At 75.7% G+C, this 25,211-nt stretch carries 22 protein-coding genes, 1 tRNA gene and 1 pseudogene; 10 read left to right on the forward strand and 14 right to left on the reverse strand.

The features are described 5' to 3' along the window. Nucleotides 1–28: 28 nt before the first annotated feature. Together G446_RS15880 and G446_RS0104150 are read right to left on the reverse strand one after the other, a co-directional pair. On the reverse strand, nt 29–847 hold the full coding sequence (locus G446_RS15880) for a TetR/AcrR family transcriptional regulator (protein ID WP_156916512.1): 819 nt from the start codon (nt 845–847) through the stop codon (nt 29–31). 280 nt (nt 848–1,127) lie between these two features. Beyond that, entirely contained in the window at nt 1,128–2,699 is a 1,572-nt protein-coding gene (locus G446_RS0104150) for a bifunctional phosphatase PAP2/diacylglycerol kinase family protein (protein ID WP_026409191.1), read from the reverse strand. A gap of 167 nt (nt 2,700–2,866) precedes the next feature. Here G446_RS0104150 and G446_RS0104155 point away from each other — a divergent pair, with 167 nt between their 5' ends. Both G446_RS0104155 and G446_RS0104160 read left to right on the forward strand, forming a co-directional pair. After that, nucleotides 2,867–3,388, forward strand: a complete 522-nt coding sequence (locus G446_RS0104155) for an EXLDI protein (RefSeq protein ID WP_026409192.1) — start codon at nt 2,867–2,869, stop codon at nt 3,386–3,388. Nucleotides 3,389–3,561: 173 nt separating this feature from the next. Beyond that, complete coding sequence (locus tag G446_RS0104160) at nt 3,562–4,008, forward strand: GNAT family N-acetyltransferase (protein ID WP_026409193.1); 447 nt, start codon at nt 3,562–3,564, stop codon at nt 4,006–4,008. A 256-nt stretch (nt 4,009–4,264) separates the two neighbouring features. Here G446_RS0104160 and G446_RS0104165 read toward each other — a convergent pair. The 3 genes from G446_RS0104165 to G446_RS15885 form a co-directional block, all read right to left on the reverse strand. After that, a tRNA-Pro gene (locus G446_RS0104165) sits at nt 4,265–4,341 on the reverse strand. Between the two features lie 312 nt (nt 4,342–4,653). Continuing rightward, entirely contained in the window at nt 4,654–5,694 is a 1,041-nt protein-coding gene (locus G446_RS0104170) for a metallophosphoesterase (RefSeq protein WP_026409194.1), read from the reverse strand. Continuing rightward, nucleotides 5,691–8,084 (reverse strand): transglycosylase domain-containing protein, encoded by a 2,394-nt coding sequence (locus tag G446_RS15885; protein ID WP_245574581.1) that lies wholly within the window; start codon nt 8,082–8,084, stop codon nt 5,691–5,693. The genes G446_RS0104170 and G446_RS15885 overlap by 4 nt, the downstream gene beginning before the upstream one ends. A gap of 353 nt (nt 8,085–8,437) precedes the next feature. Here G446_RS15885 and G446_RS0104180 point away from each other — a divergent pair, with 353 nt between their 5' ends. Both G446_RS0104180 and sp36 read left to right on the forward strand, forming a co-directional pair. Beyond that, nucleotides 8,438–8,764, forward strand: coding sequence for a WhiB family transcriptional regulator (locus tag G446_RS0104180; protein ID WP_026409195.1), 327 nt, complete (start codon nt 8,438–8,440; stop codon nt 8,762–8,764). A gap of 180 nt (nt 8,765–8,944) precedes the next feature. Then, a complete protein-coding gene (sp36, locus tag G446_RS19145; RefSeq protein ID WP_084778974.1) occupies nt 8,945–9,106 on the forward strand; it encodes a Sp36 family protein in 162 nt (53 codons plus the stop codon). A 130-nt stretch (nt 9,107–9,236) separates the two neighbouring features. Here sp36 and G446_RS0104190 read toward each other — a convergent pair whose 3' ends face one another. Beyond that, entirely contained in the window at nt 9,237–9,914 is a 678-nt protein-coding gene (locus G446_RS0104190; RefSeq protein ID WP_026409196.1) for a Crp/Fnr family transcriptional regulator, read from the reverse strand. A 217-nt stretch (nt 9,915–10,131) separates the two neighbouring features. Between G446_RS0104190 and nth the strand changes: the two genes are divergently transcribed. Continuing rightward, nucleotides 10,132–10,818, forward strand: a complete 687-nt coding sequence (nth, locus tag G446_RS0104195) for an endonuclease III (RefSeq protein WP_026409197.1) — start codon at nt 10,132–10,134, stop codon at nt 10,816–10,818. A 97-nt stretch (nt 10,819–10,915) separates the two neighbouring features. Here the strand turns inward: nth and G446_RS0104200 are convergent, their stop codons facing one another. The 5 genes from G446_RS0104200 to G446_RS0104220 all read right to left on the reverse strand — a co-directional run bounded on the left by G446_RS0104200 (nt 10,916) and on the right by G446_RS0104220 (nt 15,986). Beyond that, nucleotides 10,916–11,830: an alpha/beta fold hydrolase gene (locus G446_RS0104200; RefSeq protein WP_026409198.1), complete on the reverse strand. Its 915-nt coding sequence runs from the start codon at nt 11,828–11,830 to the stop codon at nt 10,916–10,918. Nucleotides 11,831–11,930: 100 nt separating this feature from the next. Continuing rightward, nucleotides 11,931–12,254, reverse strand: a complete 324-nt coding sequence (locus G446_RS0104205) for an AzlD domain-containing protein (protein WP_026409199.1) — start codon at nt 12,252–12,254, stop codon at nt 11,931–11,933. Continuing rightward, nucleotides 12,254–13,036 (reverse strand): AzlC family ABC transporter permease, encoded by a 783-nt coding sequence (locus G446_RS15890; RefSeq protein WP_084778988.1) that lies wholly within the window; start codon nt 13,034–13,036, stop codon nt 12,254–12,256. Before G446_RS15890 ends, G446_RS0104205 begins: the two co-directional genes overlap by 1 nt. Before the next feature lie 187 nt (nt 13,037–13,223). Beyond that, nucleotides 13,224–14,852 (reverse strand): hypothetical protein, encoded by a 1,629-nt coding sequence (locus tag G446_RS18615; RefSeq protein ID WP_051285636.1) that lies wholly within the window; start codon nt 14,850–14,852, stop codon nt 13,224–13,226. 168 nt (nt 14,853–15,020) lie between these two features. After that, a complete protein-coding gene (locus G446_RS0104220) occupies nt 15,021–15,986 on the reverse strand; it encodes a hypothetical protein (RefSeq protein ID WP_245574582.1) in 966 nt (321 codons plus the stop codon). Between the two features lie 190 nt (nt 15,987–16,176). Between G446_RS0104220 and G446_RS15900 the strand changes: the two genes are divergently transcribed. After that, entirely contained in the window at nt 16,177–17,127 is a 951-nt protein-coding gene (locus G446_RS15900) for a Fic family protein (protein WP_084778975.1), read from the forward strand. A gap of 47 nt (nt 17,128–17,174) precedes the next feature. On the opposite strand, the gene G446_RS0104230 is transcribed toward G446_RS15900, so the two are convergent. Then, a complete protein-coding gene (locus tag G446_RS0104230; protein WP_084778976.1) occupies nt 17,175–18,005 on the reverse strand; it encodes an HAD family hydrolase in 831 nt (276 codons plus the stop codon). A 208-nt stretch (nt 18,006–18,213) separates the two neighbouring features. On the opposite strand from G446_RS0104230, the gene G446_RS15905 reads away from it, so the two are divergent. The 4 genes from G446_RS15905 (at nt 18,214) to G446_RS15915 (ending at nt 22,550) form a co-directional block, all read left to right on the forward strand. After that, nucleotides 18,214–19,452 (forward strand): nucleotide-binding protein, encoded by a 1,239-nt coding sequence (locus tag G446_RS15905; RefSeq protein WP_051285637.1) that lies wholly within the window; start codon nt 18,214–18,216, stop codon nt 19,450–19,452. Then, nucleotides 19,449–20,765, forward strand: a complete 1,317-nt coding sequence (locus G446_RS15910) for a TadA family conjugal transfer-associated ATPase (protein WP_211228234.1) — start codon at nt 19,449–19,451, stop codon at nt 20,763–20,765. Before G446_RS15905 ends, G446_RS15910 begins: the two co-directional genes overlap by 4 nt. Beyond that, a complete protein-coding gene (locus tag G446_RS0104245) occupies nt 20,762–21,955 on the forward strand; it encodes a type II secretion system F family protein (RefSeq protein WP_026409202.1) in 1,194 nt (397 codons plus the stop codon). Before G446_RS15910 ends, G446_RS0104245 begins: the two co-directional genes overlap by 4 nt. 199 nt (nt 21,956–22,154) lie before the next feature. Next, nucleotides 22,155–22,550: a tetratricopeptide repeat protein gene (locus G446_RS15915; RefSeq protein ID WP_084778977.1), complete on the forward strand. Its 396-nt coding sequence runs from the start codon at nt 22,155–22,157 to the stop codon at nt 22,548–22,550. A 147-nt stretch (nt 22,551–22,697) separates the two neighbouring features. Here the strand turns inward: G446_RS15915 and G446_RS0104255 are convergent, their stop codons facing one another. Both G446_RS0104255 and G446_RS19150 read right to left on the reverse strand, forming a co-directional pair. Next, a complete protein-coding gene (locus G446_RS0104255) occupies nt 22,698–24,260 on the reverse strand; it encodes an MFS transporter (RefSeq protein ID WP_084778978.1) in 1,563 nt (520 codons plus the stop codon). A 527-nt stretch (nt 24,261–24,787) separates the two neighbouring features. Continuing rightward, nucleotides 24,788–25,211 (reverse strand): annotated as a pseudogene (locus tag G446_RS19150) (transposase); the annotation flags it as partial.

Consider the following 25,211-nt stretch of genomic DNA (forward strand, 5'->3'; position numbering starts at 1 on the left):
GCCGTCAGCCGGGCCGTCAGCCGGGCCGTCAGCCGGGCCGGTCGGGGTCGGCGCCGTCGGCGCCGGCGGAGTCGGCGGGACCGGCGGAGTCGGCGGGACCGGCGGAGTCGGCGGGACCGTCGACCTGCGGATCGCCGTCGTGCGCCCCGGCCTCCAGGTCGGCCTCGAGGCCGTCCATGAGCCGCTCGAGGACGTAGCGGTAGTAGCGGTCCTGGGCCGCCGCGATCTCCTGCGGCGCGCCGGTGAATCGGGTCAGCAGGTCGCGGGTCAACAGGGAGATTCCGGCGCTGCCAGCGGTGATCGGGCCGAGGTCGCGGATGAGGTCCGCGTGATCGCGGGGGCCGTCGTCCTCGTGCAGGCGCCGGTCGTCGATGGCGGCGATCGTCATCATCGCGGTGTTGACCAGCGAGGTGTACGCCAGGGCCGCGTCCCGGCCGAATCCCGCCCGGCGCAGCGAGGCGATCCCGGCGTCGATGACCGGCGTTAGGCGGGGGAGGACGGGGCCGTGCAGCAGCAGCCACCTGGCCGTGCCCGGGTAGTCGGTCAGGACGGGGCGCAGCGGGTAGAGCGCCGCGCGGGCCCACTGCCGCCACGGCATGACGTCGGTCGGCAGGTCCACGAGGGCGAGGACCCGCTCGACGACGCGGCGGCTCAGGGCCTCGCGCCCGCCCACGTGGTGGTAGATGACCGAGGGGGCGACGCCGAGCCTTCCGCCCAGATCGCGCAGCGTCCACGTCGCCAGGCCGTCGCCGCGCGAGAGCTCGACGGCGGCGTCGATCACCTTGTCCGCGTTGAGCCCGGCGTGGTAGCCGTCCCGCCTGCCGGTCCTGCTCCTGCCGCCCGCCATCTCCGTCCCCTCGTCGCCGCGCCGGTGCCGCCGGCGGCCGGCCGCCGTCCTCGTCTCCCCGGGGCCGTTCCCGCCGTCGCCCCGGCGCTGGCCAGGCTACTACCGACGGCGCCGGGGCGCGCTGCGGCGGCCGGGCGGGGCCGAAAAGGCGGCTCCCGCATATCTTCAGACCCCGTTGCGTGATCATCGGCCACGGGGAACGGCGTCATAGCGCCGATCCTGAGGCGCGCCTCGACGCCCGGCGCCCTTAAAAGTATGCGGGAGCCACCTTTTTGCCCCCTCACGCCGCCGGCACCACCACCCGCAGCGCCCGGGGCTCGACCTCGACCCGCAGCGAGCGCGTCGTGCCGGCGATGTCGCCGTCGAGCTCGAAGGGCACGGGCTCGTCGGTGGTGATGGCCACCCGCCGGGCCCTGCTGATGGTGAAGCCCTCCATCTGCCTGCCGCTGAGGATCTGCGCGCCGAGCCTGGCCCAGTCGGTCACCCGCTCGGGGCTGGCGAGCATGAGGTCGACGACGCCGTCGTCGGGGGAGGCGTCGGGGAACAGGTTCATCCCCGCGGTGATGGTGCCGACGTTGCCGAGCAGGGCCATGACCGCCGAGCGCGTCTCGGGCTCGCCGTCGTCCAGCGCCACCGTGACCGCGAAGGGGTCGGGCACCGCGTTGTGGACGGCGGCGACCGCGTAGGCGCCCGAGCGGATGACCCGCTTGAGGTCGTCGTTCGTGTCCCCCATGATCCGCGCGTCCAGACCCAGGCCCGCCATGACCACGAAGCGCTCCCGGCCGCCGTCCCAGGTGCAGCGCACGACGTCGATGGCCCGGGTGGGCCCGTGCAGGGCCAGGCGCAGCGCCTCGTCGGCGTCCAGCGGGATCGACAGGTTGCGGGCGAGCAGGTTGCCGGTGCCCGCGGGCAGCAGGGCGACGGGCGTGCCGGTGTCCGCGAGCTCGGCGCACACCGCCCGGACCGTCCCGTCGCCGCCGGCGACCATGACCAGGTCCACCCCGGCCCGCAGGGCGCGGCGGGCGGCCCTGTGACCGGGGTCGTCGGGGGAGGTCTCCAGCCACAGGCCGGGGCGCCAGCCGGCCCGCTGCACCTCCGCCCGGACGCGGCGGCGCAGCAGGGACAGGTCGTCGAACTTGACGGGGTTGAAGATGATGGCGGCGCGCTTGTTCACGACCCTGCGCGGTCGCGTCAGGCGCGCCCAGCCGGATCGGAGGGGATGGTCGATCCCACCGAGGGCGAGCGCGAGGTTGGTGACGGCGCCGCCCAGAAGGAGGGCGCCGACGACGTCGCTGACGTCGATCAGGCCCATGTCCCACTGGGTGACGGCGATGAGCAGGACCGCGCCCGCGCCGATGGCCGTCCAGCCCACAATGGACGTGGGGCCCCTGCGGCGGGCGCGGACGAGGGTGACCAGCACCCAGGTGCCCAGGACCACGGCGGTGACGTGGCTGGCCGGGTAGGCGCCGCCGAAGTGGGAGATCGAGTCGGCGAAGGCGGTGGGCGGGCGCGGCACGTTCAGGACGAGGGACAGGACCAGCTGGCCGGCCGCGCCCAGGGCCCCGACGCTGAAGGCGAGCGCGAGGCGCCGCATGCGCTGCCTGAGGGAGAAGACGACGGAGCCGACGACGATGATGAGGACGAGCACGGGGTGGGTCAGCAGGCTGAGGGACTCGGCGAGCTGGCCGCGGGCGGAGCGCGGCGCCAGGGCGGGGGGCCGCAGGCGGGCGTCCAGGTCGTGCAGCGAGCCGCGCAGGACGAGCCAGGTCCAGACGGCGAAGGCCAGGGCGAAGACGATCGTCAGGCCCAGTTCGGGGCTGGGGGTGCGGGAGCGATGAGCTGGTGCGGTCATCGAGCCTCCTGAATGCCGCTGTCGTGCCGTCGGGGTGCCGGGCGCCCAGCGCGCATCCTCACACGGCGGCGGGGCCCGGCGCGAAACGCGGCGGCGCCGTCGTCGGCTCCCGACCCGATGGGCCGGGAGCCCGCGGATCGCCGAGGAGTATGTATATACTCATGCGCATGCCCACTAAGAACGTCTACGTCTCCGAGTCCGACCTGCCCCTGTTCGACCGCGCCGCCGAGCTCGCGGGCGGCATGTCGGCGGCCGTGGTCCTGGGACTGAGGCTCTACGTGGCGCAGCAGGACCAACAGCGGAAGGACACCGAAATGAGGACGATCGAGCTCAAGGTCGACGACGGCGCCGTGGTGGGCGTCAAGCGCTTCTCGGGGCGTCAGATCCTGCGGTGGAGCCGGCAGGAGGGCCTGCGCTCGCGCACCGCCCGCGTCTACGAGACCGCCAGGGGCCAGTACGCCGTGCACCTGCGCGAGGATCCGAACTGGACCGCCCTGTCCGGCCCGGACGACGACAACCCGGTCTGGGAGGACCCGGCGCTCCGGCGCGGGGAGTGGTGGAAGCGGGGTCCGCGCGAGCTGAGGGTCTTCGCCACCATCGAGGAGATGGCCGGCGAACTGCCCGACGACCTGGTCGCGGCGATCAGGAGCGCGGGGGACCGCCCCGCCGTCGAGGATCTCGACATCTGAGGCCGTCGTCCGCGGCGCTCGGACCGGTGCGGCGGGATCGGCGATGCCGGCGGAGGGGCCTGGCCCCGTCTGCGAAGATTCTGCTCCGAATGATTTAAGTGGAGGGATTGATGGACCAGTATTCGCCCCGTACGGCCTCCGACCAGGGCGGCTCCGAACTCGTCTACTCGCGCATGGACGCCTCCACCGCCCGGGAGATCGCGGACGAGTGGAAGTATCCGCCGCCCTATGATTTCTATGACATGACGGCGGATCCGGAGGATTACCAAGAATTCGTGACCCCGGCGCTGTGGCCCGACTTCCTCCTCCAGGTGAGGCGGGGCGGCCGGCTCTTCGGCTTCCTCTCCGGCGACCTCTCCGAAGAGGGCCGCGCGGTGGAGATCGGGCTGGGGATGCGCCCGGACTTCACCGGCCGGGGTCTGGGCCTCATGTTCATGCGGCGCAACCTGGACTGGATCCGGGAGGCGCACCCCGGCGCGGAGATTCGCCTGTCGGTCGCCTCGTTCAATCAGCGGGGGATCAAGGTCTATCGAAGGAGTGGATTCCGCGTGGTGCGCGGTTTCGTGCAGGTGACGAACGGCGGCGAGTACGACTTCGTTGAGATGAGGCGCAGTGCCTGACGGGCAGCCGGGCGCCGCGTTCATCATTCCCTCTTCACTCTGCTACGCCCCTTCACCCTTCACTGTACGAGAAAAGGGAGCGTAGCGGAGGGTGAAGGAGCGCAGCAGACGACCCGGCGCGGCTCCGCGGGCCCCGGGGCCTTCGGGTCTGGCTGGTGCCATAGCGGACGTCGCGCTTCCGCGCAGCAGGACCCGCCCGGCCGGGTCGCGCGGTTCCAACGAGAAGTGGCCGCCATCTGTGACGGCGGCCACTGAATGGTCGGGGTGGCGGGATTTGAACCCACGACCTCTTCGTCCCGAACGAAGCGCGCTACCAAACTGCGCCACACCCCGTGTGCAGCGCAGACAGCATAGCCGTGCCGGGCGGAGAGGCGGAAATCTTCCCGAAGAGGCATCGGTCACGTGGACTCCGCGACCCTCGACCGCGCGGGGGTCCGTGCACCGGCCCCGACCGCGACTCCCGGTGCGACCCGCGACCCTCGACCGCGCGGGGCCGGGGCGCGGCGCACGGGCGCGGTGCACGACCCGCCGGAAGTCGCCGGACGCCGGACGCCGGGCGCCGGACGCCGGACGTCGGACACCGGGCCGGGCGCCGGTGCGCCGGCCCCGCGCGGTCGAGGGTCGCCGACCGCCGGTCCCGCGAAGTCAGGCGCTCGGCACGAGGGTGAGCAGCGTGGCCTCGGGGCGGCAGGCGATGCGCACGGGCGTGTAGGGGCTGGTGCCCAGCCCCGCCGAGACGTGCAGGTACATGGGGCCGGCCGCCCGCGGCGCGCCCGGGCGCCCCGGCCACTGCGAGAGCCCGGAGGCGCGCGAGCGGTCCAGGTCGCAGTTGGTCACCAGCGCCCCGAAGCCCGGCACGCACAGCTGGCCGCCGTGGGTGTGCCCGGCCAGGGCCAGGGCCACGCCCTCGGCCGACATCCTCTCCAGGATCCGCCGGTAGGGGGCGTGGGTCACGCCGATCCGCAGCGGTTGACCCGCCCGGTCGCGCACCGCCGGCTCCCGCGGGCCCTCCGGAGTCGACGGCTCCGACGACGGCACCACTGCTGACGGCCCCGACGGCGCCGGAGCCTCGGGCGGCGCGGACTCCTCCGGCGGGGCGGGGTAGGCGTCGCGCTCGGCATGGGGGTCGTCGACGCCGACCAGGTCGATGCGCCGTCCGCGCACCGCGATCGCCCCGCGGGCGTTGCACAGGTCCGCCCACCCGCCGCTCGCCTGCAGATCGCGGACCTCGCGCCAGGGCAGTTCGGCCACGCGCGCCTCGACCTGCGGGTCGTCGCCGGCGCGCGGGTCGGCGCGCAGGTAGCGGGTGGGGAGCTTGAAGGCCGTCGCGCGGTAGTCGTGATCGCCCATGACGAAGGCCCCCGGCAGCCCCAGGAACGGCTCGAGCGCGCGGCGCAGCGGCTCCATCCCGGAGGCGAAGGAGAGATTGTCCCCGGTGTTGACCACGGCGTCGGGATGCAGCCCGGCCAGGGCGCGCACCCACTCCACGCGCTCCTCGGTGCGGCCCGTCAGGTGCAGATCGGACAGGTGCAGGATCGTCAGCGGCTCCTCGCCGGGCGCCAGGACGGGGACGTCGACGCGGCGCAGGACGGGCATCCGGGCCTCGACGAGGGCGTAGCCGAGCACGCCGACGCCGACGAGCGCCGTCCCGGTGAGCGCCCGCGCGGCCGCTCGCAGCGCGCTCACCGCCCGGTCTCGTCGTCGTCGGGGGCGAGGCTCTGGGACGTCTCCTGAGTCCGGCGCGGGGTCTGCTCCGTGGCCGGGAGCTGCTCCGCGGGCGCGGTGGCCTGAGCGGGCGGCTGGACGGGGGGCGCCTGGGAGACGGAGGGCTCCTGCGTGGAGGGCGCCGTCGGGGCCTCGACGGAGGCGTTCGCCTCCGTGGCGCCGCCGCTGCCGCCGTTATTGTCGCTGGCGTTGGTGCTGCCCCCGTTGCCCGGGGTCGATGTCTGAGGACCCGTGCTCGCCGAGGAGAAGCCCGCGACGGGGGTGTTGGCCAGGGCCGCGTCCATGTACGTCTTCCACAGCGGCGCCGGCGCGTCCGAGCCGTACATGGTGGCGTAGTAGCGCCCGCCGATGTACTGGGGCGCCATGGTCGAGTAGCCCTCGGAGTGCCCCAGCCACACGGCGGCGCTCAGGGTCGGGGTGAAGCCCACGAACCAGGCGTTGTCCATGTCCTCGGTGGTTCCCGTCTTGCCCGCGGCCGGGCGCCCGCCGTTGAGGATGGCGTGCTTCCCGGTGCCGTTGGAGGTCAGGACGGAGGTGAGCGTCGAGGCCGTCTGGTCCGCGGCCCTGGCCTCCATCACCTGGGAGCAGTCGGCCGAGGGGACCGCCAGGTTATTGCCGTCGTAGTCGGTGATGGAGTCGATGGCGATGGGCTTGCAGTACAGGCCGTGGGCGGCGAAGGTGGCGTAGGCGTTGGCCATCTGCAGCGGGGTGACCTCCTGGCTGCCCAGGGCGATCGAGGGCGAGGGGGTCAGGGCCGAGCCGTCGTTCGTCGTCACGCCCAGCCTGGCGGCCAGGCCGGTGATGTTGCAGATGTCCATCTGGGCGGTCATCCGCGCGTAGCCGACGTTGATCGACATGCGCGTGGAGTCGATGACGTTGTGGGTCCCGCCCTCCGAGGGATCGGCGTTGTTGACCCTCCACTCGTCGGCCTTGCTCGGGTCGCAGGAGATGGTCCAGGCCGAGGCCGGGAAGACCGTCGGGGAGGTGTTGAAGCTGGTGTAGGGGGAGTGACCCTCCTGGTACCACTCCGCCAGGACGAAGGCCTTGAAGCTCGAGCCCGGCTGGAAGCCCGAGGTCCCGTCGGTGTTCTCCAGGCCGCCGTGCTTGGCGTCCACGCCCAGCGAGATCTGGGTCGCCGTCGGATCGCTCTCGGTGGCCACGCCGAAGTTGGTGTTCTGAGCAATGGCCATGATCCTGCCCGTGCCCGGCTCGACCGACACGAGCACCGCCTTGACGTTCGACTCGTCCCCCGTGGGCACGTAGGCCTGGACGGCCGCGTCGGCCGCGCTCTGCTTGGCCAGGTCGAGGGTGGTGGTGATGTTCAGGCCGCCGCGCAGCAGCCGCTGGCGGCGCTCGGCCTCGGTCGCCCCGAACAGCTCGGAGTTCTCGATCTCGCCGCGCACGTACTCGCAGAAGTAGGCGGCCTGCCCGGCCGCGCCGCATCCGCCCACCGTCTCGGTGACATGGAGGATGTCGGCGATCTGGACGGCCCTGCCGGCCTCGTACTCCTCCTGGGAGATGAACTTCTCCTCGTACATCTTCTCCAGGACCCAGTCCATGCGGCTCTTGGCCTTGTCCGGGAAGGCGACCGGGTCGTAGGCGCCGGGGGCGTTGGTCAGGCCGGCCAGCAGGGCCGCCTCGGGGATGGACAGCTCGTTGGCCGAGTGCGAGAAGTAGTGCCGGGCGCTCGCCTCCACCCCGTAGGTGGAGGGGCCGAAGGCGGCGATATTGAGGTAGCCCTCGAGGATCTGCTCCTTGTTGAACTTCTTCTCCAGGGTCAGGGCGTACTTGATCTCGCGCAGCTTGCGGGCGGTGGACCTCTCCGTGGCGGCGGCGACGGCCGACGAGTCGTCCTTCTGCAGGCCCGCCTCGATGAGCACGTTGCGCACGTACTGCTGGGTGAGGGTCGAGGCCCCCTGGGAACCGCCGTTGGCGTTGGAGACCACGGCGCGGATGATGCCCGTCGGGTCGACGCCCTTGTGCTGGTAGAAGCGCTGGTCCTCCACGGCCACGATGGCGTGCTGGATGTTGACGGAGATGGAGTCCAGCGGGACGACGATCCGGTTCTCCGCGTAGAACTTGGCGATCTCGGTGCCGTCCGACGCCTTGATGCTGGAGATCTGGCTCGGCTCGAGGGCGTTGAAGTCGTCGGGCAGCTCGTTGAAGAAGTCCTCGGAGGCGCCCGTGATGGCGGTGGCGACGCCGACGAAGGGCATGGCGAAGCCCGCCGTCAGGATCCCCCCCACTCCGGACAGGAGCAGGAAGACGAGGAGCATCGAGACGGCCTGTGCCGGCGAGAGCGCACGGCCGCGCGGGCGCGAGGAGGACCGCGGGGAGGACTTCTTCGACATGGGGTTAGAGTACGGGTTCCGGCCACTTCGGCGCTGTGGGCCACGACGCTCCGAGCCTGGAAATCCGCTAGGAGAGATGGGCGGGAGTCCCCGTCGGAGCCGACGGCGCCCCCGGCGTCGGGCGCCGGGCGCGGCGGCTCCGGCGACGTCGGGGCCGGGCGGCGGCGGGGCGCGCTCGACCGTCTGCCGCGTCGTGTCCGCCCGCCGGGGCGGCGGGGGGCGCCCTGTCCAGCGGACACACCCGGGAGATGACTCGGCGTGGTGTGGATTTGGTCAATGTCACACGGTTGGCATACCGTGTCTGTGTGATGCTGCCGACACTGTGGTCGGAAGCCGCAGCAGGGAGTTGTGAGATGACGTCAACGGACCAGAGTTGGGTGATGCGAGCCGCCTGCGCCGAGGTCGAGCCGGACCAGCTCTTCGGCAAGGGCGCGGAGCAGCGCGATGCCCGCACACTGTGCTTCACCTGTCCGGTTCGCATGGAGTGCCTGGCCGAGGCCCTCGACTCGGAGTCGTCCTTCGGAGTCTGGGGCGGCCTGACCGAGCGCGAGCGGCGGGCCCTGCTGCGCCGCTTCCCCGAGGTCACCGACTGGGGCGCCTGGCTGCGCCGCGAGGACGACGAGCTCGTCGCCGAGATACACGCCCGCCGGGCCCCGCGCATCCTCGCCCGCGTGCGCTGAGACGGCCGCCGGCGCGTCGTCGGGCCGATCGCGGTCCCCCGCCGTCCTCGCCCGCGCGCCGGGGCGGCGGGTGCCGCCGGCGCGGCCCGCCCGCGGGCAGGGCGGTTGCGGGCGGACGGGCCGCGGACGAACCGGCGGCGCCGCTTCCCGACGGCGGGGAGGCGGTCGTAGGCTCGCCGCATGACTACTTGGGAGTACGCCACCATCCCCCTCATCACCCACGCCACCAAGCAGATCCTCGACCAGTGGGGCGCCGACGGCTGGGAGCTCGTCCAGGTCGTGCCCGGGCCGGCCGGCTCGGACAGCCTCGTCGCCTACCTCAAGCGGCCCACCGGCGCCTGAGGCGGACGGGGCCCGCCGGCCCGGGCACGACCGCGCCATGAGCATGAGGCCGTCCCGGCCGCGTGCAGCAGCGCCCGCCGCCCCGGGACGGCGGGCGCCGTCGTGCGACGGGGCCGTGCGGGGGCGGGGCTCAGCGGGCGCGACGGCGCAGGCGGTCGACGTCGAGCAGCGTGACGGCCCTCCCCTCCAGGCGGATCCAGCCGCGGGAGACGAACTCCGCCAGCGACTTGTTGACCGTCTCGCGGGAGGCGCCCACCAGCTGGGCCAGCTCCTCCTGGGTGAGGTCGTGCGGGACGTGGACGCCGTCCTCCGTCGTCGAGCCGAAGCGGTCCGCCAGGTCCAGCAGGGCCTTGGCCACGCGGCCGGGCACGTCCGAGAACACCAGGTCCGCCAGGGCCGTGTTGGTGCGGCGCAGGCGCTGGGCCAGGGCGCGCAGCATGTCCTTGGCCAGCGTCGGGTGGGCCTCGATGAAGCTCATGAGCTGGCCGTGCTCCAGGGCCAGCAGGTCCGTGGGGGCCACGGCGGTGGCCGTGGTGGAGCGCGGGCCCGGGTCGAACAGGGTGAGCTCGCCGACCACCTCGCCCGGACCGAGCACGGCCAGCAGGTTCTCCCGGCCGTCCGCGGAGGCGTGGCCGAGTTTGACCTTGCCGGACAGGAGCACGTAGAAGCGGTCGCCCGCGTCGCCCTCGTTGAAGAGGGTCTCGCCGCGGCGCAGGGTGGTCTGCGTCATCATGGCGCGCAGCTCCTCCTGCTCCTCCGGGCTCATCCCCTCGAAGAGCGGGATCCTGGAGATAATGCTGTCGTCCACGAAGGTCCTCCTGTGGTGTGGTTCGCCCGGCCCGGGGCGGGGCCGTCTCAACGTCTTATCCTGTCATGATTTGTGATATGCGGCACGCCGTCGAGCATTGTAGTCTCGTGTGGCGCGGGTCAAAGGCTCCTGCGGCCACGATTCACCGGATCGTGATGTTCGCGTGCGAACCGAGCCGACGGCGGAGCGGGTCGGGACCACGAGGAGGAGGACAAGTATGACACGGCGCACGTCCGCTTCGCGCGCGCCCGCGTCGCCGCCCCCGCGGGAGTGCGCCTCCGGGCGCGCCGCGGCGGTCGACGACGAGCTCGCCCGCCTCTACCCCGGCGCCCGCTGCTCCCTGGTCCACGACGGCCCCTTCCAGCTGCTGGTCGCCACCGTCCTGTCCGCCCAGACCACCGACAGGCGCGTCAACGCCCTCACCCCGGCGCTCTTCGCCCGCCACCCCGACGCCGCCGCCCTGGCCGGGGCCGATCCGGAGGCCCTGGAGGAGGAGCTGCGGCCCCTGGGCATGCAGCGCACCCGGGCGCGGCGCCTCATCGCCCTGGGCGCCGCCCTCGTCGACTCCTGCGGCGGCGCCGTGCCCGCCTCGCGCGACGAGCTCGTCGCCCTGCCCGGGGTGGGGCGCAAGACCGCCAACGTCGTGCTGGGCGACGCCTTCGGCGTCCCGGCCATCACCGTCGACACGCACGTGGGGCGCCTGGCCCGGCGGCTGGGGTGGACGAGCGCGAAGGACCCCCTCGCCGTCGAGCGGGACATCGCCGCCCTGTGGGAGCCGCGGCGCTGGACCGACGGCTGCCACCGGCTCATCGAGCACGGGCGCGCCGTCTGCCGCGCCCGCGCGCCCCGCTGCGAGCGGTGCGCGCTGGCCGAGAAGGGGCTGTGCCCGCGCGTGGGCGTGTGAGGTCGGGGTCTTCGCCGACCCGCCCGGTGGCCCGGAGCTGTGCCCGCGCGCGGGCGTGTGAGGTCCGGCCCGGGCGGGCGGCGTCGGCGGGGGAGGCTCAGCCGGCCGCGCCGACCTCCGCCAGGAAGGGCAGCAGGACGTCGACGAGCGGGGCCGGGGCCTCCTCCTGCGGGAAGTGGCCGACGCCGCGGACCGTCACCTGCGCCAGGCGCCCGGCCACGTGGTGGGTGTCGCGGGCGTAGGCCTGGGCGGGCTGGACCGGATCCACCTCGCCCTGGACGCTGAGCACCGGCAGACTCACCGGCTCCGTCAGCGCGGCCACCTCGGCGCGGCTGAGTATGAGGTTGCGCACGCTGCTCAGGGCGGAGCGGGCCGCGCCCGGCCGGGCCAGGAGCGCCGCGTAGTAGCCCGCCGAGCGGGCCACGGCGTCGCGGGTGCGCGGCCCCGCCCAGGAGCGCAGCAGCCGCTCCATGCCGGCGGTGGTGGACAGGGTGCGCTCGGGCAGGAAGGGCGTTTTGAAGCCGAGGTACTGCAGGGCGCTGCCCGAGAAGTTCCGGCCGCGCAGCGAGCGCACCGCCACCGGGTGCGGGGCCCCCACCGGGACGATGGCGCGCACCGTCCGGGCGAAGCGGCCCGCCATGAGCCAGGCGACGTGACCGCCCAGGCCGTGGCCGACGACAATGGCGCTCTCGTGCCCCAGGGCGCTGATGACCCCGTGGACGTCGTCGGCCAGCGTCACCAGGTCGTAGCCCGACGGCGGGCGGTCAGATCCGCCGAAGCCGCGCAGGTCCAGGGCCGCGACCCGGTGGCCGGCGTCGGCCAGGGGCTCGATGACCTTGCGCCACGTCCACCAGCACTGCGGGAAGCCGTGCAGGAGGAGCACCAGCGGGCGGGACGGGCCCGACTCCCCGACGGGGGTCTGCGGACCGGCGAGCGCGGTGTGGAAGCGGGTCCCGCCGGCGGTGAGATGACGATGGGTCCACGGGCCGGGGCGCAGAACGTTGACGGGCACGGCGGCACTCTAACGAAGGGCCCGCCCACTCCGTCCCTTCCGCGAGACCGGCGGCGCGGCGCCGCGTTCGGGCGCCGGGCTCGGGGGCGCGGCCGGCGCCTCAGCCCAGGGCGAGGGAGGCGACGACGTAGACGGCGGTCCCGCCGATCAGGGACAGGCCGATCGTGCGGCGCCACAGGTGCAGGGCGGCGGTCGAGGCGATCCCCGCCGCGGCCGGCGCCCAGGTCGCCGGGTCGGCGCCCACGCCGTCGAGGGTGTAGGCGACGAGCACGATCATGACGCCCAGCGGCATCGTGGCGGACAGGAAGCCCAGCAGCGGGCCGGCGCGCCGCCCGCGCAGCAGCGCGAAGGGGGCGATACGGCAGGCGAAGGTGATGGCGGCCACCACCACGACGGCGACGGCGATCTGCGGGTCGGTGAGCATCAGCGGGCCCGGCCCTCCGGCGCGGCCCCGTCCGGCTCGCAGTCCTCCGGCGCGGGCCCTTCCGGGGCGGGCCCCGCTGGCGCGGGCCCGCCCGTCCGGCCCGCGCGGCGGCGCCACAGGTACAGGGCGCACAGCCCCAGCGCGAGGACGCCCAGGGCGCTGAGAAGCGCCGCAGAGCCGCCCACGGCCAGGCCCGCAGTCCCGGCGACCAGGCCCAGCGCGAGGACCGACGGGTCCGGGTGCGTGCGCCAGTTCTCGATCGCCAGGACCACGAACAGGGAGGTGAGCACGAAGCCCAGCAGCTCGATCCGCTCGCCGACGAGGGCGGCCAGCCAGGTCCCGGCCAGGGCGCCGGCGGTGGCGCCCGCCGTCCAGGAGGAGTGGCAGATGACCTCCACGCTCAGCAGGTAGCGCCCGCTCATGCGGGTGCGGTCCTTGGAGGCCAGCAGCGCGTAGACCTCGTCGGTGATGGCGTGGATCGCGTACAGGCGCGCGGGCGCGCGGGCGCGTATGCGGTCGAGCGGGAAGCCCAGGCCGTAGAAGACGTGACGGCCCGAGACGAAGACGGCGGAGGCGGCGATGGCGGCCAGGGGCTCGCCAGCCCCGGCCAGCGGCACCAGCAGCATCTGCATCGTGCCCGAGTAGATGACCAGGCACCACACCGGCGCCCACCACCAGGCGAGTCCCCGGGCCACGAGCAGCATCCCCGCCGCCAGCCCCAGCGTCACGTAGCCGACGACGATGGGCGCGGCATCGCGCAGGGCGTGGCGCGTCGTCGTCATCTCGGGGGCGCGGGCGGCGGACGGGGGCACGGGCCCAGGCTAGGCCGTCATGAGGCGCGGCCCGCCGCCCGATCCCATGCTGAGACTTCGGCGTCCGGGCCGACGGCGGACGGCGTGACGGCGTCGTCGGGCGGGGGAGCGGGCGCCGCGCGTGACGGCGTCGGGCGGCGCCCGGGCTCAGAAGACTTCAGAAGCGGCGCCCGCGGTCGATGATCTCCTGCTCGCGGCGCCCGGCGCGGCGCGCCGAGTGCGACACGACGCCGACCATGACCATGAACAGGCCCAGGACGACGAACTTGCCGGAGTAGGCGTCCGTCCAGAAGTAGGCGGCCAGGTCCGCCCCGAGGGTGGACTGGGCGGTCAGGCGGTCCAGGACCGGACCGACGAGCCCGTTCATGGGAGTGGGCAGCAGGAGGAAGAGCAGGCCCAGCACCGCGCTGAGGGCGCCCACGACGATCGAGCCCAGCGAGGAGCGGCAGGCGGTCCACAGCGCCACGCCCATGGTGAGCAGGCCCGCGACCAGCTCGAAGATGGCTTTCGGGTCGAAGGCGAAGCGGTGGGGCTCGACGGTGCTGGTGAGCACGTCGGCGGCGCCGTGCACGAAGAACCACGCCGCGGGGAGCAGGACGAGGGACATCAGCACCCCGGCCCAGTGGGCGCCGGCGCGGGAGGCGGGGCGGCCGACGATCGTGGAGCCGTCCAGGAGGATGTCGTCGTCACTGCGCTGCCGGCTGCGCCGACTGCTGCGGCGCTGGGCGCGGGCGGCCTCGCGCGTGAGCCATGCGGGGGTCTCGGCCTCCTTGGCGGGCGTGCCGGTGGTCCCCCCGTCCGGTTTCCCGGCCCGCTCCTGGGCGGGTTCGGCGGACTCCGGGGCGGCGGCCTCGGAGCGCGCCCGGGCGGTGCCGGGCGGAGTCCGGGCGGTGTCGGGCGCCGACGGCGCAGAGGCCGCCGCGGCCCGAGCGGGCCCGGGCCGGTCGGCGGGGAGGGCCTGGTCGGTCGGGCGGGGGGTGCCGGCGTCGTCGGCGGACGTGCGCGCGAAGAGGGACCGACGGCGCACCGCCGTCGTCTGACCGCTGCGGCCCGGCGCCTCGGACAGGTCCGCGGCGTCGTCGGACGAGGCGGCGGAGGTCGACGAGGCGGAGGAGGCGGCCGAGGCTGCGGAGGCGGCCGAGCGCCCGTCCGTTCGCGCGTGGCGGCCCGCCCTCGGGGTGCTCGACGGGAAGGCCGGGTATGCCTCCGCCTCGGGGGGCGTGGACGCCTCGGGGGCGGACCCGGAGGCCGCCGGAGTCCTGGCCGCGGCCCCGGCCGTTCGGGCGGGGCCGGAGGACGCCGCGGTCGAGGACGGCCGACGAGTGGTCGAGGGCCCCGGTTCCCGGGCGGGTCCGGAGGTCGTCCCCGGGACGGCCCTGGACGCGGCCCTGGCCGCCCTCGGAGTGGGCTTGGTGGCGGGTCCGGAGGTGGGCTTGGGCGCCACGGGCCCGGCGGCGGAGCCCCGGGCGGGCCCGGATGCGGGCCCGGCGACGGGTTCGGCGACGGGTTCGACGGCGGGTTCCCGGGCGGGCCCGGCGTCGGATCCGGGGGCGGACCTGGCGGTGGGCCCGGCCTCGGCTCCGGAGGCGGCGGTGGATCCGGCGTCGTACCCGGAGGCGGAACCCGGGGCGAACCCGGAGGCGACGACGCTGCCGTCCTCACCCAGGACCGGGGCCGGGGCCGGTATCTCGAGCCCGTCGAAAACCTCCTCAAGGGTCGTCAATTCCTCGGCGTCGACAGCGGGGCTGAACTTGTCCTCATCGCGGTTCGGGCTCTCGGTGCTCATCGTTCCTCCTTCCGGGTCACCGTAGCGGGCCGGGGCCGCCGGTCCGCGGAGGCGTGCCGGACTCGGCCGGGGCGCCCCCGTCGCGGCCGCGCCCCGGGCGCGGGCCGTCGAGCCGGACTCGGCCGGGGCCGTCGAGCCGGACTCGGCCGGGGCCGGGGCGCCCCGGGCTCACAGGGTGGAGTCGAAGACGCCCGCGCGCAGGGCGGCCAGCTCGGAGGTCCGCCCCTCGCGCCGGGCCAGGTGGACCCCCCAGCCGATGCTCGTCAGCAGCACGCCGGTGGCGACGAAGGTGATGGCGGTGGGGTCGTCGGGCAGCATCCGGTCGAACAGGCCGCGGCCCGGCAGGCCCGGGAAGGTCCAGGACGCGAACGCCGGCAGGCCCGCCAGGGCGAGCAGGGGCCCCACGACGCGCGCCCCGAGCGTGGAGCGGCCCGTGAAGACCGTGCCGAGCCCCAGCAGGACCGGCACGGCCAGGAGGACGAAGGCGTTGGCCGGGCCCTCGCCCCGCACCAGCTCGGCGTAGCCGCACTGCAGGGCGCCCAGGGCGAACGCCACCGCGCTCAGCATGACCAGGAGGGAGGCGATGTGATCGCGGCGCCGGGAGGGCGGCGCGGCGGGGGTGACGCCGATGCGGGCGTCGTCGGTGGCCAGCCGGGCCGCGCCCCGGGCCTCGGCCCGGCCCGCGCGGCGGGCCATGCGCATGCCCCAGGCGCCGCCCACGAGCACGCCGACCTCGATGAGGGTCATGCCGGTGGGGATGAGGGCGCGGGCCCAGGGGAAGGGGACGACGGCGGCGCCGTCGGAGGACAGGAGGATGACGATCTGCATGACCAGGGCGGTCATCCCCGCGACGACGCCGCCCAGGGAGGATCGCGTCCCGAACAGCGACTGGGCGCCGATCGCGACCACCGCCAGCAGCACGAGGTCGAGCAGGGCCAGGAGCAGATGGCCCGTCAGGGCGGATTCGGAGGACAGGCCCGCCAGGGCGGGCATGGCGGGGGCCAGGATGAGGCCGACGACGGTGACCAGGAGGTGGTCGCGGCGCCGGCCGCGGGGCGCCGTGAGGATACCGGCGGCGGGAGTCGGCGGTGGAAGGGCTGGGGAGCCGGGGTGCTGGGGATGGGTTGCACTCACGGTCGTGAGCCTAGCCGGATGCGGGCGGCGATTCGGCCCCTGCGACGCCTTCGATTCGGCGACGATCCGGACCCGGCGGCGCGGCCCGGGACCGGCGTGAGGCGACCGTTTCGGAAACGCCCGCCTTCGGGCGGCGGCGCGCCCTGAGCCGGCGGGGCGGCGCGGCCGCGCGCGGCCGTAGGGTGGGCCGGTGAGCACCGACCCCCTCCCGGCGGCCCTGCGCGCCATCGCCTCCGACGAGCGGGTGGCGCGCGCCGAGGAGGCGCTGCGGGAGGCCACCGCGCAGTTGCGGTGGCACGAGGCGCTGCGCCGCCGCTGGCGCGAGGCCCGGGCCGAGGCGGCCGTCCGGGGGGCGATCGCCTCCGCCGGCGTCGAGGGCGCCGTCCTGCCCCCCGCCGTCCTGCGCGGGGCCATCGCCGCGGGGTCCCTGACCGGGGCCTGCACCGGCGACCCCTCCCTCGACGCCGTCGCCGGGCTGTGGCGGGCGGGCGTGCGCCTGAACGGCTGGATGCCGGACCTGCGCGGCCGGAGCCGTCCGGCGGCGCCCGGCGCCCGCACCCTCCTGGCGGCCCTGCACCGCGACGTCGTCGGGCCGCTCGCCGTCGCCGGGCGACTGGGCCTGGAGGAGGTCGCCGCCCCGCGGCCCCCGGGGCGGGCGCCCGTCGAGGCGGGGCCCGGCTCGGCGCCCGACGGCGAGGAGCTGACCGCGCGCCTGGAGGGCCTGGTCCGCCTCATCGAGGCCCCCGCGCTGCCCGCGCTCGTGCGCGCCGCCGTCGTCCACGCCGAGATGGTGGCCGTCAGGCCCTTCACGGCCGGCAACGCCGCCGTCGGCCGACTCCTGGTGCGCCACCTCATTGCGCGCGACGGGCTGGAGCCCACGGGGGTCGCCGTCGTGGACGCCTACGCCGGGCGGGCGCCCGCCGCCTACGCCGACGCCGCGGCCGCGTACGCCTCCGGGACGATGGACGGGGTCGTCGCCTGGGTCGTGTGGCAGGCCGAGGCGGTCCTCGTGGGCCTGGACGAGGCGCGGGGGATCTGCCGCAGCGTGCAGGCCGGAATCACGGCGGCGGGGCCGGCGGACCCCGCCGCCGCGGCGGGATCGGCCGGGGCCGGGCCCGCGCCGGATCCGGGCGCGGGCTGAGTCCTCGCTCAGCGCCGCCGGACCCGCGGCCCGGACCGGGCGGCCGCTCAGCGCCGTCGGGCCACCAGCCAGGCCACCGCCGCCCCCGCGCCCACCAGCAGCGCGCCGCTCAGCGCGGCCTCCGCCCGGTGCCCGCACGACGGCGGGGAGGGCAGCAGGCGCCGCAGCGTCACCGGGCGCTGGAAGTCGCGCACCGGCCAGCCCTCCTCCTGGGCGCGGCGGCGCAGGTCCCGGTCCGGGTTGACGGCCACCGGGTGCCCCACCGCCTGGAGCATGGGCAGGTCGGAGACGGAGTCCGAGTAGGCCCAGGATGCCGACAGGTCGATGCCGTGGGCGCGGGCGTCGGCCTCCAGGGCCTCCACCTTCGCCCCGTGCAGCAGGGAGCGGGAGATCCGGCCCGTGAAACGGCCCTGCCCGTCCACCTCCATGCGGGAGGCCACTGAGCGGTCCGCGCCCACGAGCGCGGCGATGGGCTCGACCATCTCCTCGGCGGAGCCGGAGACGATGACGACGTCGTGCCCGGCCCGCCGGTGCGCCTCGATGAGGTCGAGGGCCTCGGTGTAGACGGCCGGCTCGATGGCCGTGGACATGGCCTGCGCCACCACCTCCTGCAGGCGGGAGCGCTCCACCCCGGTGGACAGGCGCGCCAGCTGGTTCATGAGCCGCTCGCCCTGCGCCTCGTCCGCCCCGATGAGCAGGTAGGGCAGCTGGGCGACGACGCCGCGCGCCAGGGCCGTGGTCGAGATGAGTCCGCTGCGCCGCATGGGGTCGCCCATGGCCAGGGTCGTGGAGGTGGCCAGCACCGTCTTGTCCAGGTCGAAGTAGGCCGCCTGCCTCCCCCTCTTCCCCTTCCCCCCGCTCGTCCCGTTCGTCCGCATCACGCCCTCCTCGCGCCCCGTGCCGGGTTTTCCCCGCGAGCCTACCGAGAGCCGGGCACCACAGGCGCGGTTCGCGCACCCCCGATCCACAGGGCTCGACGGCGCGGGGTGCGCGAGAGGCCCCGCGGCCCCACCCTGGAGGGGCGGGCCCCGCCCGCGCCCGCGCCGCCCGCGCCCGGGCAGGCCCGAACCCGATCAGGAGGTCCCCGTGCCCGCCGCCACCGCGCCCCGCGTCATCATCGAGCCCGGCCAGGGCGAGGACCCGCGCCTGGACGGCCTGGTCGAGCTCGTCCGCGACACCACCGGACGCGGCCCACTGCTGGCCGCCTCCGCGGCGGAGAGCGCCGCCCTGGCCCGCCAGATCCTCGTCGTCTCCCGCCAGGACCCGGCGGACGGGGGCGCGGGGGAGGGGGCGGGGGCTCCCGCGGCCCCGGCGGTGCTCGTCCTGCGGCGGGGCGCCGCGGGCGCGGAGACCCCCGCCGGCTCCGCCGGCTCCGGCCCCGGCCCGGTGGTGGTGGCCGACCTGGAGGACTGCCTGGGCCCGGGCGGGGCGGGCCGCCTGCTCGGACTGCTGCTGTCCGCCCAGCACCCGCCGCTCGGCCGGATCGTGGCGGTGACGGGCGCCCGCGGAGGGATCGGGGCCACCACCGTGCTCCTCCTGCTGGCGCGGGCCCTGGCCGCCCAGGGCCGCCGGGTCGCCGTCGTCGACGCCGACCCGGCCGGGGGCCTGGGCCTGCACCTGGGGCACGGCCTGGAGCCCGGCCTGTGCTGGGACGACCTGTACGCCGCGGAGACCGTCTTCCGCCCCGAGCGCCTCACCGACGCCCTGCCGACCTGGCTCGGCGTCCCGGTCCTGTCCGGCCAGGGGCGCGGCGGGCCCGACGCCGCCGCGCGCCTGGAGCCCGTCCTGCGCGCCCTGGCCTGCGGGCACGACCTCGTCCTGCTCGACCTGCCCCGCCCCTGGCCCGCCCCCGCCGGCGCCCGGGTGCTGCTCGTGACCGGCCTCGACCTGCGCTCCGCCCTGGCGGCCCAGATCCTGGCGCCCCGCCTGGCCGCGCAGTCGGGGCGGCCGGTGGAGCTCGTCGTGCGGCGGGTCGGCGAGGACCTCGACGACGCCGAGCTCGCGGCGCTGACCGACTGCGAGATCCTCGGCCGGGTCCCCACGGACCGCTCCGTGCGCCAGCGCGACGCCCGCGGCGACGACATCACCCGCGGGCGGGGCTCGGCCCGCCGCGCGGTCCGCCTCCTCGCCGAGCGAGTGCTGGCCGGGCTCGACGACGAGGAGCCGGACGCGGCCGGGAGCCCGGCGCCGCCCGCAGCGAGGACCCCGGCGCCGACGGGCGCGCCGGCGGCGAGGGCTGCCGAACCCCCGGCGGCGGGCGGGGCCGGGAGCGCGCCGGCGGTGAGGACCGCCCGGCCCCGGGTCGCGACGGGGGTGCCGGCATGAGCCCCCCGGCGCCGGCGGGCCCCCAGGCGCCGTCGGGGGAGGAGCTCGAGCGCGTGCGCGGCGCCCTGGCGCGCGGGGCCGGATTCGCCGTCGCCCTGGAGGACGGGGCCCGGGCGGGCGCCGGCGCCGAGGGCATCGCGGACCTGGGCCGCCGCGTGCGCGCCGACGTGCGGGGCGCCGGCCCGCTCCTCCAGCCCCTGCTGGACGACGCCTCCGTCACCGACGTGCTCGTCGGGGCCGGGCGCACCTGGATCGACCGGGGCCGCGGCCTGGAGGAGGTCGGGGCCGCGGCCATGGGCGAGGCCGAGGCCCGCGCCCTGGCGGTGAGAATGGCGGCGGCCTGCGGGCGCAGACTGGACGACGCCAGCCCCGTCGTCGACGCCACCCTGCCCGACGGCACGCGCCTGAACGCCGTCCTGCCCCCGCTCAGCGACGACGGCACCCTCATCTGCCTGCGCACCAAGCGGCGCCGGGCCTTCACCCTGGCCGAGCTCGTGGACGCCGGCACCGTGACCGCCGACCTCGCCCCGGTGCTGGCCGGACTGGTGCGCGCCCGCGCCTCCTGCCTAATCACCGGCGCCACCGGCACCGGCAAGACCACCCTGCTGGCAGCCCTGCTGTCCCTCGTGCCGCCCACCGAGCGGATCGTGTGCATCGAGGAGGCCAGCGAGCTGCGCCCCGACCACCCCCACGTCATCCACCTCCAGGAGCGCGGCCGCAACGTCCAGGGCGTGGGGGCGGTGACCATGACGGAGCTCGTGCGCACCGCCCTGCGGATGCGGCCGGACCGGATCGTCCTGGGCGAGTGCCGCGGCCCCGAGGTCCGCGACGTGCTCACCGCCCTCAACACCGGCCACGAGGGCGGCTGGGCGACCCTGCACGCCAACTCCACCGCGGACGTGCCCGCGCGCCTGACCGCCCTGGGGGCGCTCGCGGGCATGGACGAGACCACGGTGGCGGCCCAGGCGGCCAGCGCCCTCGACGCCGTCGTCCACCTGCGGCGCGAGCGCACCCCGGCGGGGGCGGTGCGGGCGGTCGCCTCGGTGGGGGTGCTGGGGCGCCGGCCGGGCGGCGGGGCGCTCGTCTGCGAGGAGGCGCTGCGCCGGCGGCCCGACGGCGCCCTGGTCGCGGGGCCCGCCGCGCAGTCCCTGGACGCCCTCCTCGCCCGGGCCGGGGAGGGGCCGGCGCGGCGGGGCGGGTCCGCCGGGGCGGCGCCCGGCATCCCCGGTATGGGAACGGCTCCGGGCGCCGGTTCGACGTCCGGCGCCGAGCCGGTTCGGGGCGCCCGGCGCCGGACGGGGAGCCGGCCATGAGCGGCGGCCCGATCCTGGCGGGGCTGCTGGTCGCGCTCGCGGTGTGCGTCCTCATGCTGCCCGCCCGCCGCGAACTGCCCGCCGGACTCGGCCCGCGCCGCCGGGGCGGCGGCCGCCCGGCCCGCGCCGCCGAGCCGGAGGCGGACGTCGACGTCGGCCTGCTGCTCACGGAGGTCGCCACGCTCCTGCGCGCCGGCGCCACCCCGGCCCGCGCCTGGTCGCGCAGCCTGGAGCGCGCCGGGATCCGCCGGGGCGCCGAGCCCGGGCCCGACGGCGTGCCCCCGGCCCTGGAGGCGCTGGCCGCCAGGTCGCCGCGCTCCTGGCTGCCGCGGCGGCGCGACGGCGCCTGGGGCTGGCGCCCGCCCCGACCGGGGGCGCGGGCCCGGGCCGCCGAGCAGCGCCGTCGGGACGCGGCCGCCGCCGTGCCCGGGGCCGCCGCCGCGTGCCGCCTCACCCAGGTGCTGGGGGCGCCACTGGCCGGGGTGCTGGAGGCGGTGGCGGACGGCGTCGCCGAGTCGGGGCGGGCGGAGGGCTCGCGCCGCACGGCGCTGTCCGGCCCGCGCACGACGGCGCGGCTGCTGGCCTGCCTGCCGCCGGTGGGGCTGGTGCTGGGCGCCATGATCGGGGCCCGGCCCGAGGAGATCCTCCTCGACGGCGGGTGGGGGAGCGCGCTCGGGGCGGCGGGGGTGGCGCTCATGGTCGTGGGGCACCGGGCCACCGCCCGACTGGTGCGGGCCGCCGAGGCCGACGGCGGGGGCGTGGACGAGGCCCTCGTCCTGGACCTGGCGGCGGCGGCCCTGGAGGCGGGGGCGTCCGTGCCCGGGACGCTCGTGGCCCTCGGGCGGGCGCTGGGGGAGGGGCAGGCGGAGGTCGTGGGGCGGGCGCTGCTGCTGGGCTCCGGCTGGGAGGAGGCGTGGCGGGCGCCGCAGGACGAGGCGTGGCGGGAGCGGCGATCCCGCCTGGACGCGGGATTGCGGCCCGGGTGGGAGGACGGCGCCTCGCCGGGGCCGCTGCTGGCGGGGACGGCGGCCTCGCTGCGGGCCGGTCGGGCGGCGCGCGACCAGGAGGCGGCCGAGCGCCTGGCGGTGCGGCTCGTCGTCCCCCTGGGCGCCTGCCACCTGCCGGCCTTCGTCATCCTGGGGATCGTGCCGGTGGTGGCCAGCGTGGGCCTGGACCTGCTGCGGGGGTGAGGGGCAGGGGCCCGGAGGCGCCGCCGCGGGGGGATCCGCCGCGGGGGCGGGGAACCGGGCCGGTGATCCAGGTCCCGGCCGCCCGCGCCGACACCCGCTATCCCCGTCACCGCGCCGATCGGGTGTCACCGAGCCGCAACTCCTGGTGAGAAAGGCTCACCGCACTATCCGACTCGTTTCCTCATGGTAGGGTGGGTTCATGGGGATCTCCATCCGGGGCTCAAGCGATTCGGGTGCGCGCGCGGCCTCTTCTTCAACACCGGCCGATCCGGTCATGGCCAGCAGCCTCGTCGACTACGCCTGGCTCCTTGAGAGTGTGCGTGGTGATTATGATCGGGCGGAGGAGATGTACAAGCGGGCCATCGAGGCCGACCCCGCTCACGCCAACAACCTCGGCAACTACGCCCTCCTCCTCGAGAACGTGCGTGGTGATTATGATCGGGCGGAGGAGATGTACGAGCGGGCCGTAGAAGCCGACCCCAACCACGCCTATAGTCTCCGCAAGTACGCCCATTTCCTCCAGTATGTGCGTCACAACTACGATCGGGCGGAGGAGATGTACAGGCGGTTCATCGAGGCCGACCACGGACAATAACGGGCGGGGGCGTCACCGGCGGCCCCATCATCGCGTAACCCCGGCCTCCCGGCACATTCCTCAAGATCCAATCGCTCCGCGCCCGAGCGCCGGGCGCGGGGGCCGCGGGGTCCGCCCCGCGCTCCCTCCCCGGCCCGCCGCGCCGCCTCAGGCGCTGAACAGCGCGTCCAGGCGGCGGCGCGTCCCGCGCGCCCACTCGGTCGTCGAGACCACGCCCAGCACCACGACCACCAGCCCCAGCGCGACCGCCAGCCAGAACACCGGACGGCTCGCCGCGACCAGGCGCGCGTCGTCGACCCCGGCGACCGACCCGGCCACCGCCACCCCCAGCGCCACGCCTACCTGCCGGGAGGCGGACGCCATCCCCGAGGCCGCGCCCGCCTGCGACAGCGGCAGACCCGCCACCGCCGTCGTCGTAATGGGCGGATTGACGAAGCCGAGCCCCACCCCCAGCACCATGAAGACGGCGAGGAGGTACCACATCCGGGCGTCGGCGGGCAGGAGGGCCAGCATGAGGCTGGCGAGCGAGACCCCCGCCCCGCCGATCACGAGGGACGGGCGGGTTCCGCGCCGGCCCACCAGCCGCCCCGAGAACGGGGAGCTCAGCGCCAGGACCAGCGCCATCGGCACCAGGAGCGCCCCCGTCGCGGACGCGGAGTAGCCCAGGGGGCCCTGCAGCAGCAGGGACATGAGGAAGAGGAAGGCGCCCTGCACCGTGAACACCGCCACCGCAATGAGCATGGAGGCGCTGAAGGGCGCCGAGCCGAAGAAGCGGATGTCCACCATCGGCTCCGCCGACCGCCGCTCCACGACGACGAAGGCCGCCAGGCCCGCCGCGGCCGCCCCCGCCAGGACGAGCACCGGCGGCGAGGACCAGCCGATCTCCGGGCCCTCGATGAGGGCCCCGACCACCCCGGCCAGGAACACCATCATGAGCAGCTGGCCGGCCGGGTCGAGGCGGCGGGGGCGCGGCGCGCGCGACTCGGGCACGAACAGCGCCGTTGCGACGATTGCCGCGACGCACACGGGCACGTTCAGCCAGAAGCTCGCCTCCCAGCCGAAGGCGTCTGTGAGCAGACCGCCGGCGATCGGCCCGAGCCCCAGCGACACGCCGCTGACCGCGCCCCACACCCCGATGGCCCGGGCTCGGGCCGTGGCGTCCGTGTAGGTCGCGGAGATGATCGACAGGGCGACCGGCGTCAGCATGGCCCCGCCGACCGCCTGCAGCCCGCGGCCGGCGATGAGCCAGACGGTCGTGGGGGCCAGCGCGCACAGGGCGGAGGCGGCGGCGAACAGGACCAGTCCGGTCATGAAGACCCGTTTGCGCCCGAACCGGTCCGCCATGGAGCCGGTGGCGAGCAGGAGGGAGGCGATCATGAGGGTGTAGGCGTCCACCACCCACTGCAACTGGGTCGCCGAGGCGCCCAGGCCCGCGCGGATCATCGGCAGGGCGACATTGATGAGGACCGCGTTCATCGAGGAGACGAACAGCGCGGTGCAGCAGGTCGCCAGGACGAGGCCGGGGCGGACGCGGCGCCCGCCCACGCGCGCGCCTGCGGGGTCGGCGGGGCCGGCGGAGTCGGCGGGGGTCTCGCCGGCCGGGTCGACCGGGTCGGCGGGGCCGGACGCGGGGGTCGGCTCGTCGGCGCCGCCGGGCTCGGGCTCGGGATCGGGTCCGGACGCGGCGGACTTGGATGGGGTGCGGCTCATGGCGTGCTCTCCGGGTCGAAGGGGTGGATCGACGGCGGCGCCCGTCACGCGAGAGCACCCGGGACGGCGGGCGCCATGCCGGGGACCCGCGCGTACTCTAGCAAGCCGTCGCCGCTGATCCTCTGGGTGCGGGGCGTGTGGCGCCCGGGGCTGGTGCGGGGGTGCTGACGGATGAGGCGACGGGGGCGGCGTACTGATCGACCGCTCCTCCGAACCCGTAACGCTGCAATCACGCCCCTGACACCGCCGTGCCTCTGGATGACGAACGCGCAGGTTTCCAGTCGAACGCGCGGGCGGGAGGTGCGCGTTCGACTGGAAACCTGCGCGTTCGCCGTGGTGGCCGGGCGGCCGCGATGCCGAGTGCGGCGCCCGCCTCCGAGCCGCCGCCCCCGGTGAGAAGGGGCCCCACGACCCACTCATTAGGATCCGACAGCACCGAAAAGGTGGCTCCTGCGTACTTTTAGGGGTCCTCCGCGGCGCCCGACGATCCGGAATCGGTCAAGTCTCTTGGTGTGGTGTTCTTCCGGTCAGGTGGTGATGGCGGGCAGGGCGGCGCGGCCGCCGGTGCTGTTGTCGGCCTGGAGCATGTCGGTCAGGTGTCGCAGTGAGGTCTGGGAGAGGTAGCGGCGTTCGCCGTACTGCCACTCCTCGTTGCTCTGACAGGACGGAGCCGATCAGGCGGGTGACGGACTCGCTGTCGGGGAAGACCTGGACCACATCGGCGCGGCGCTTGATCTCGCGGTTGAGGCGCTCGATGGGGTTGTTGGACCAGATCTTGGTCCAGTGCTCGCGGGGGAAGGCCGCGAAGGCCGTCAGGTCCGGCTCGGCGTCGATCAGCATCCGGGCGATCTCGGGGAACGGGTCCCTCAAGGCGTCGATGACGTGCTTGTACTGGGCCATGACCGCCTCCCTGCTGGTCTGGGCGAAGATCGTGGAGACCAGGGCGTTGAC

This window comes from Actinomyces dentalis DSM 19115 (genome assembly GCF_000429225.1).
Taxonomy (GTDB): Bacteria; Actinomycetota; Actinomycetes; order Actinomycetales; family Actinomycetaceae; genus Actinomyces; species Actinomyces dentalis.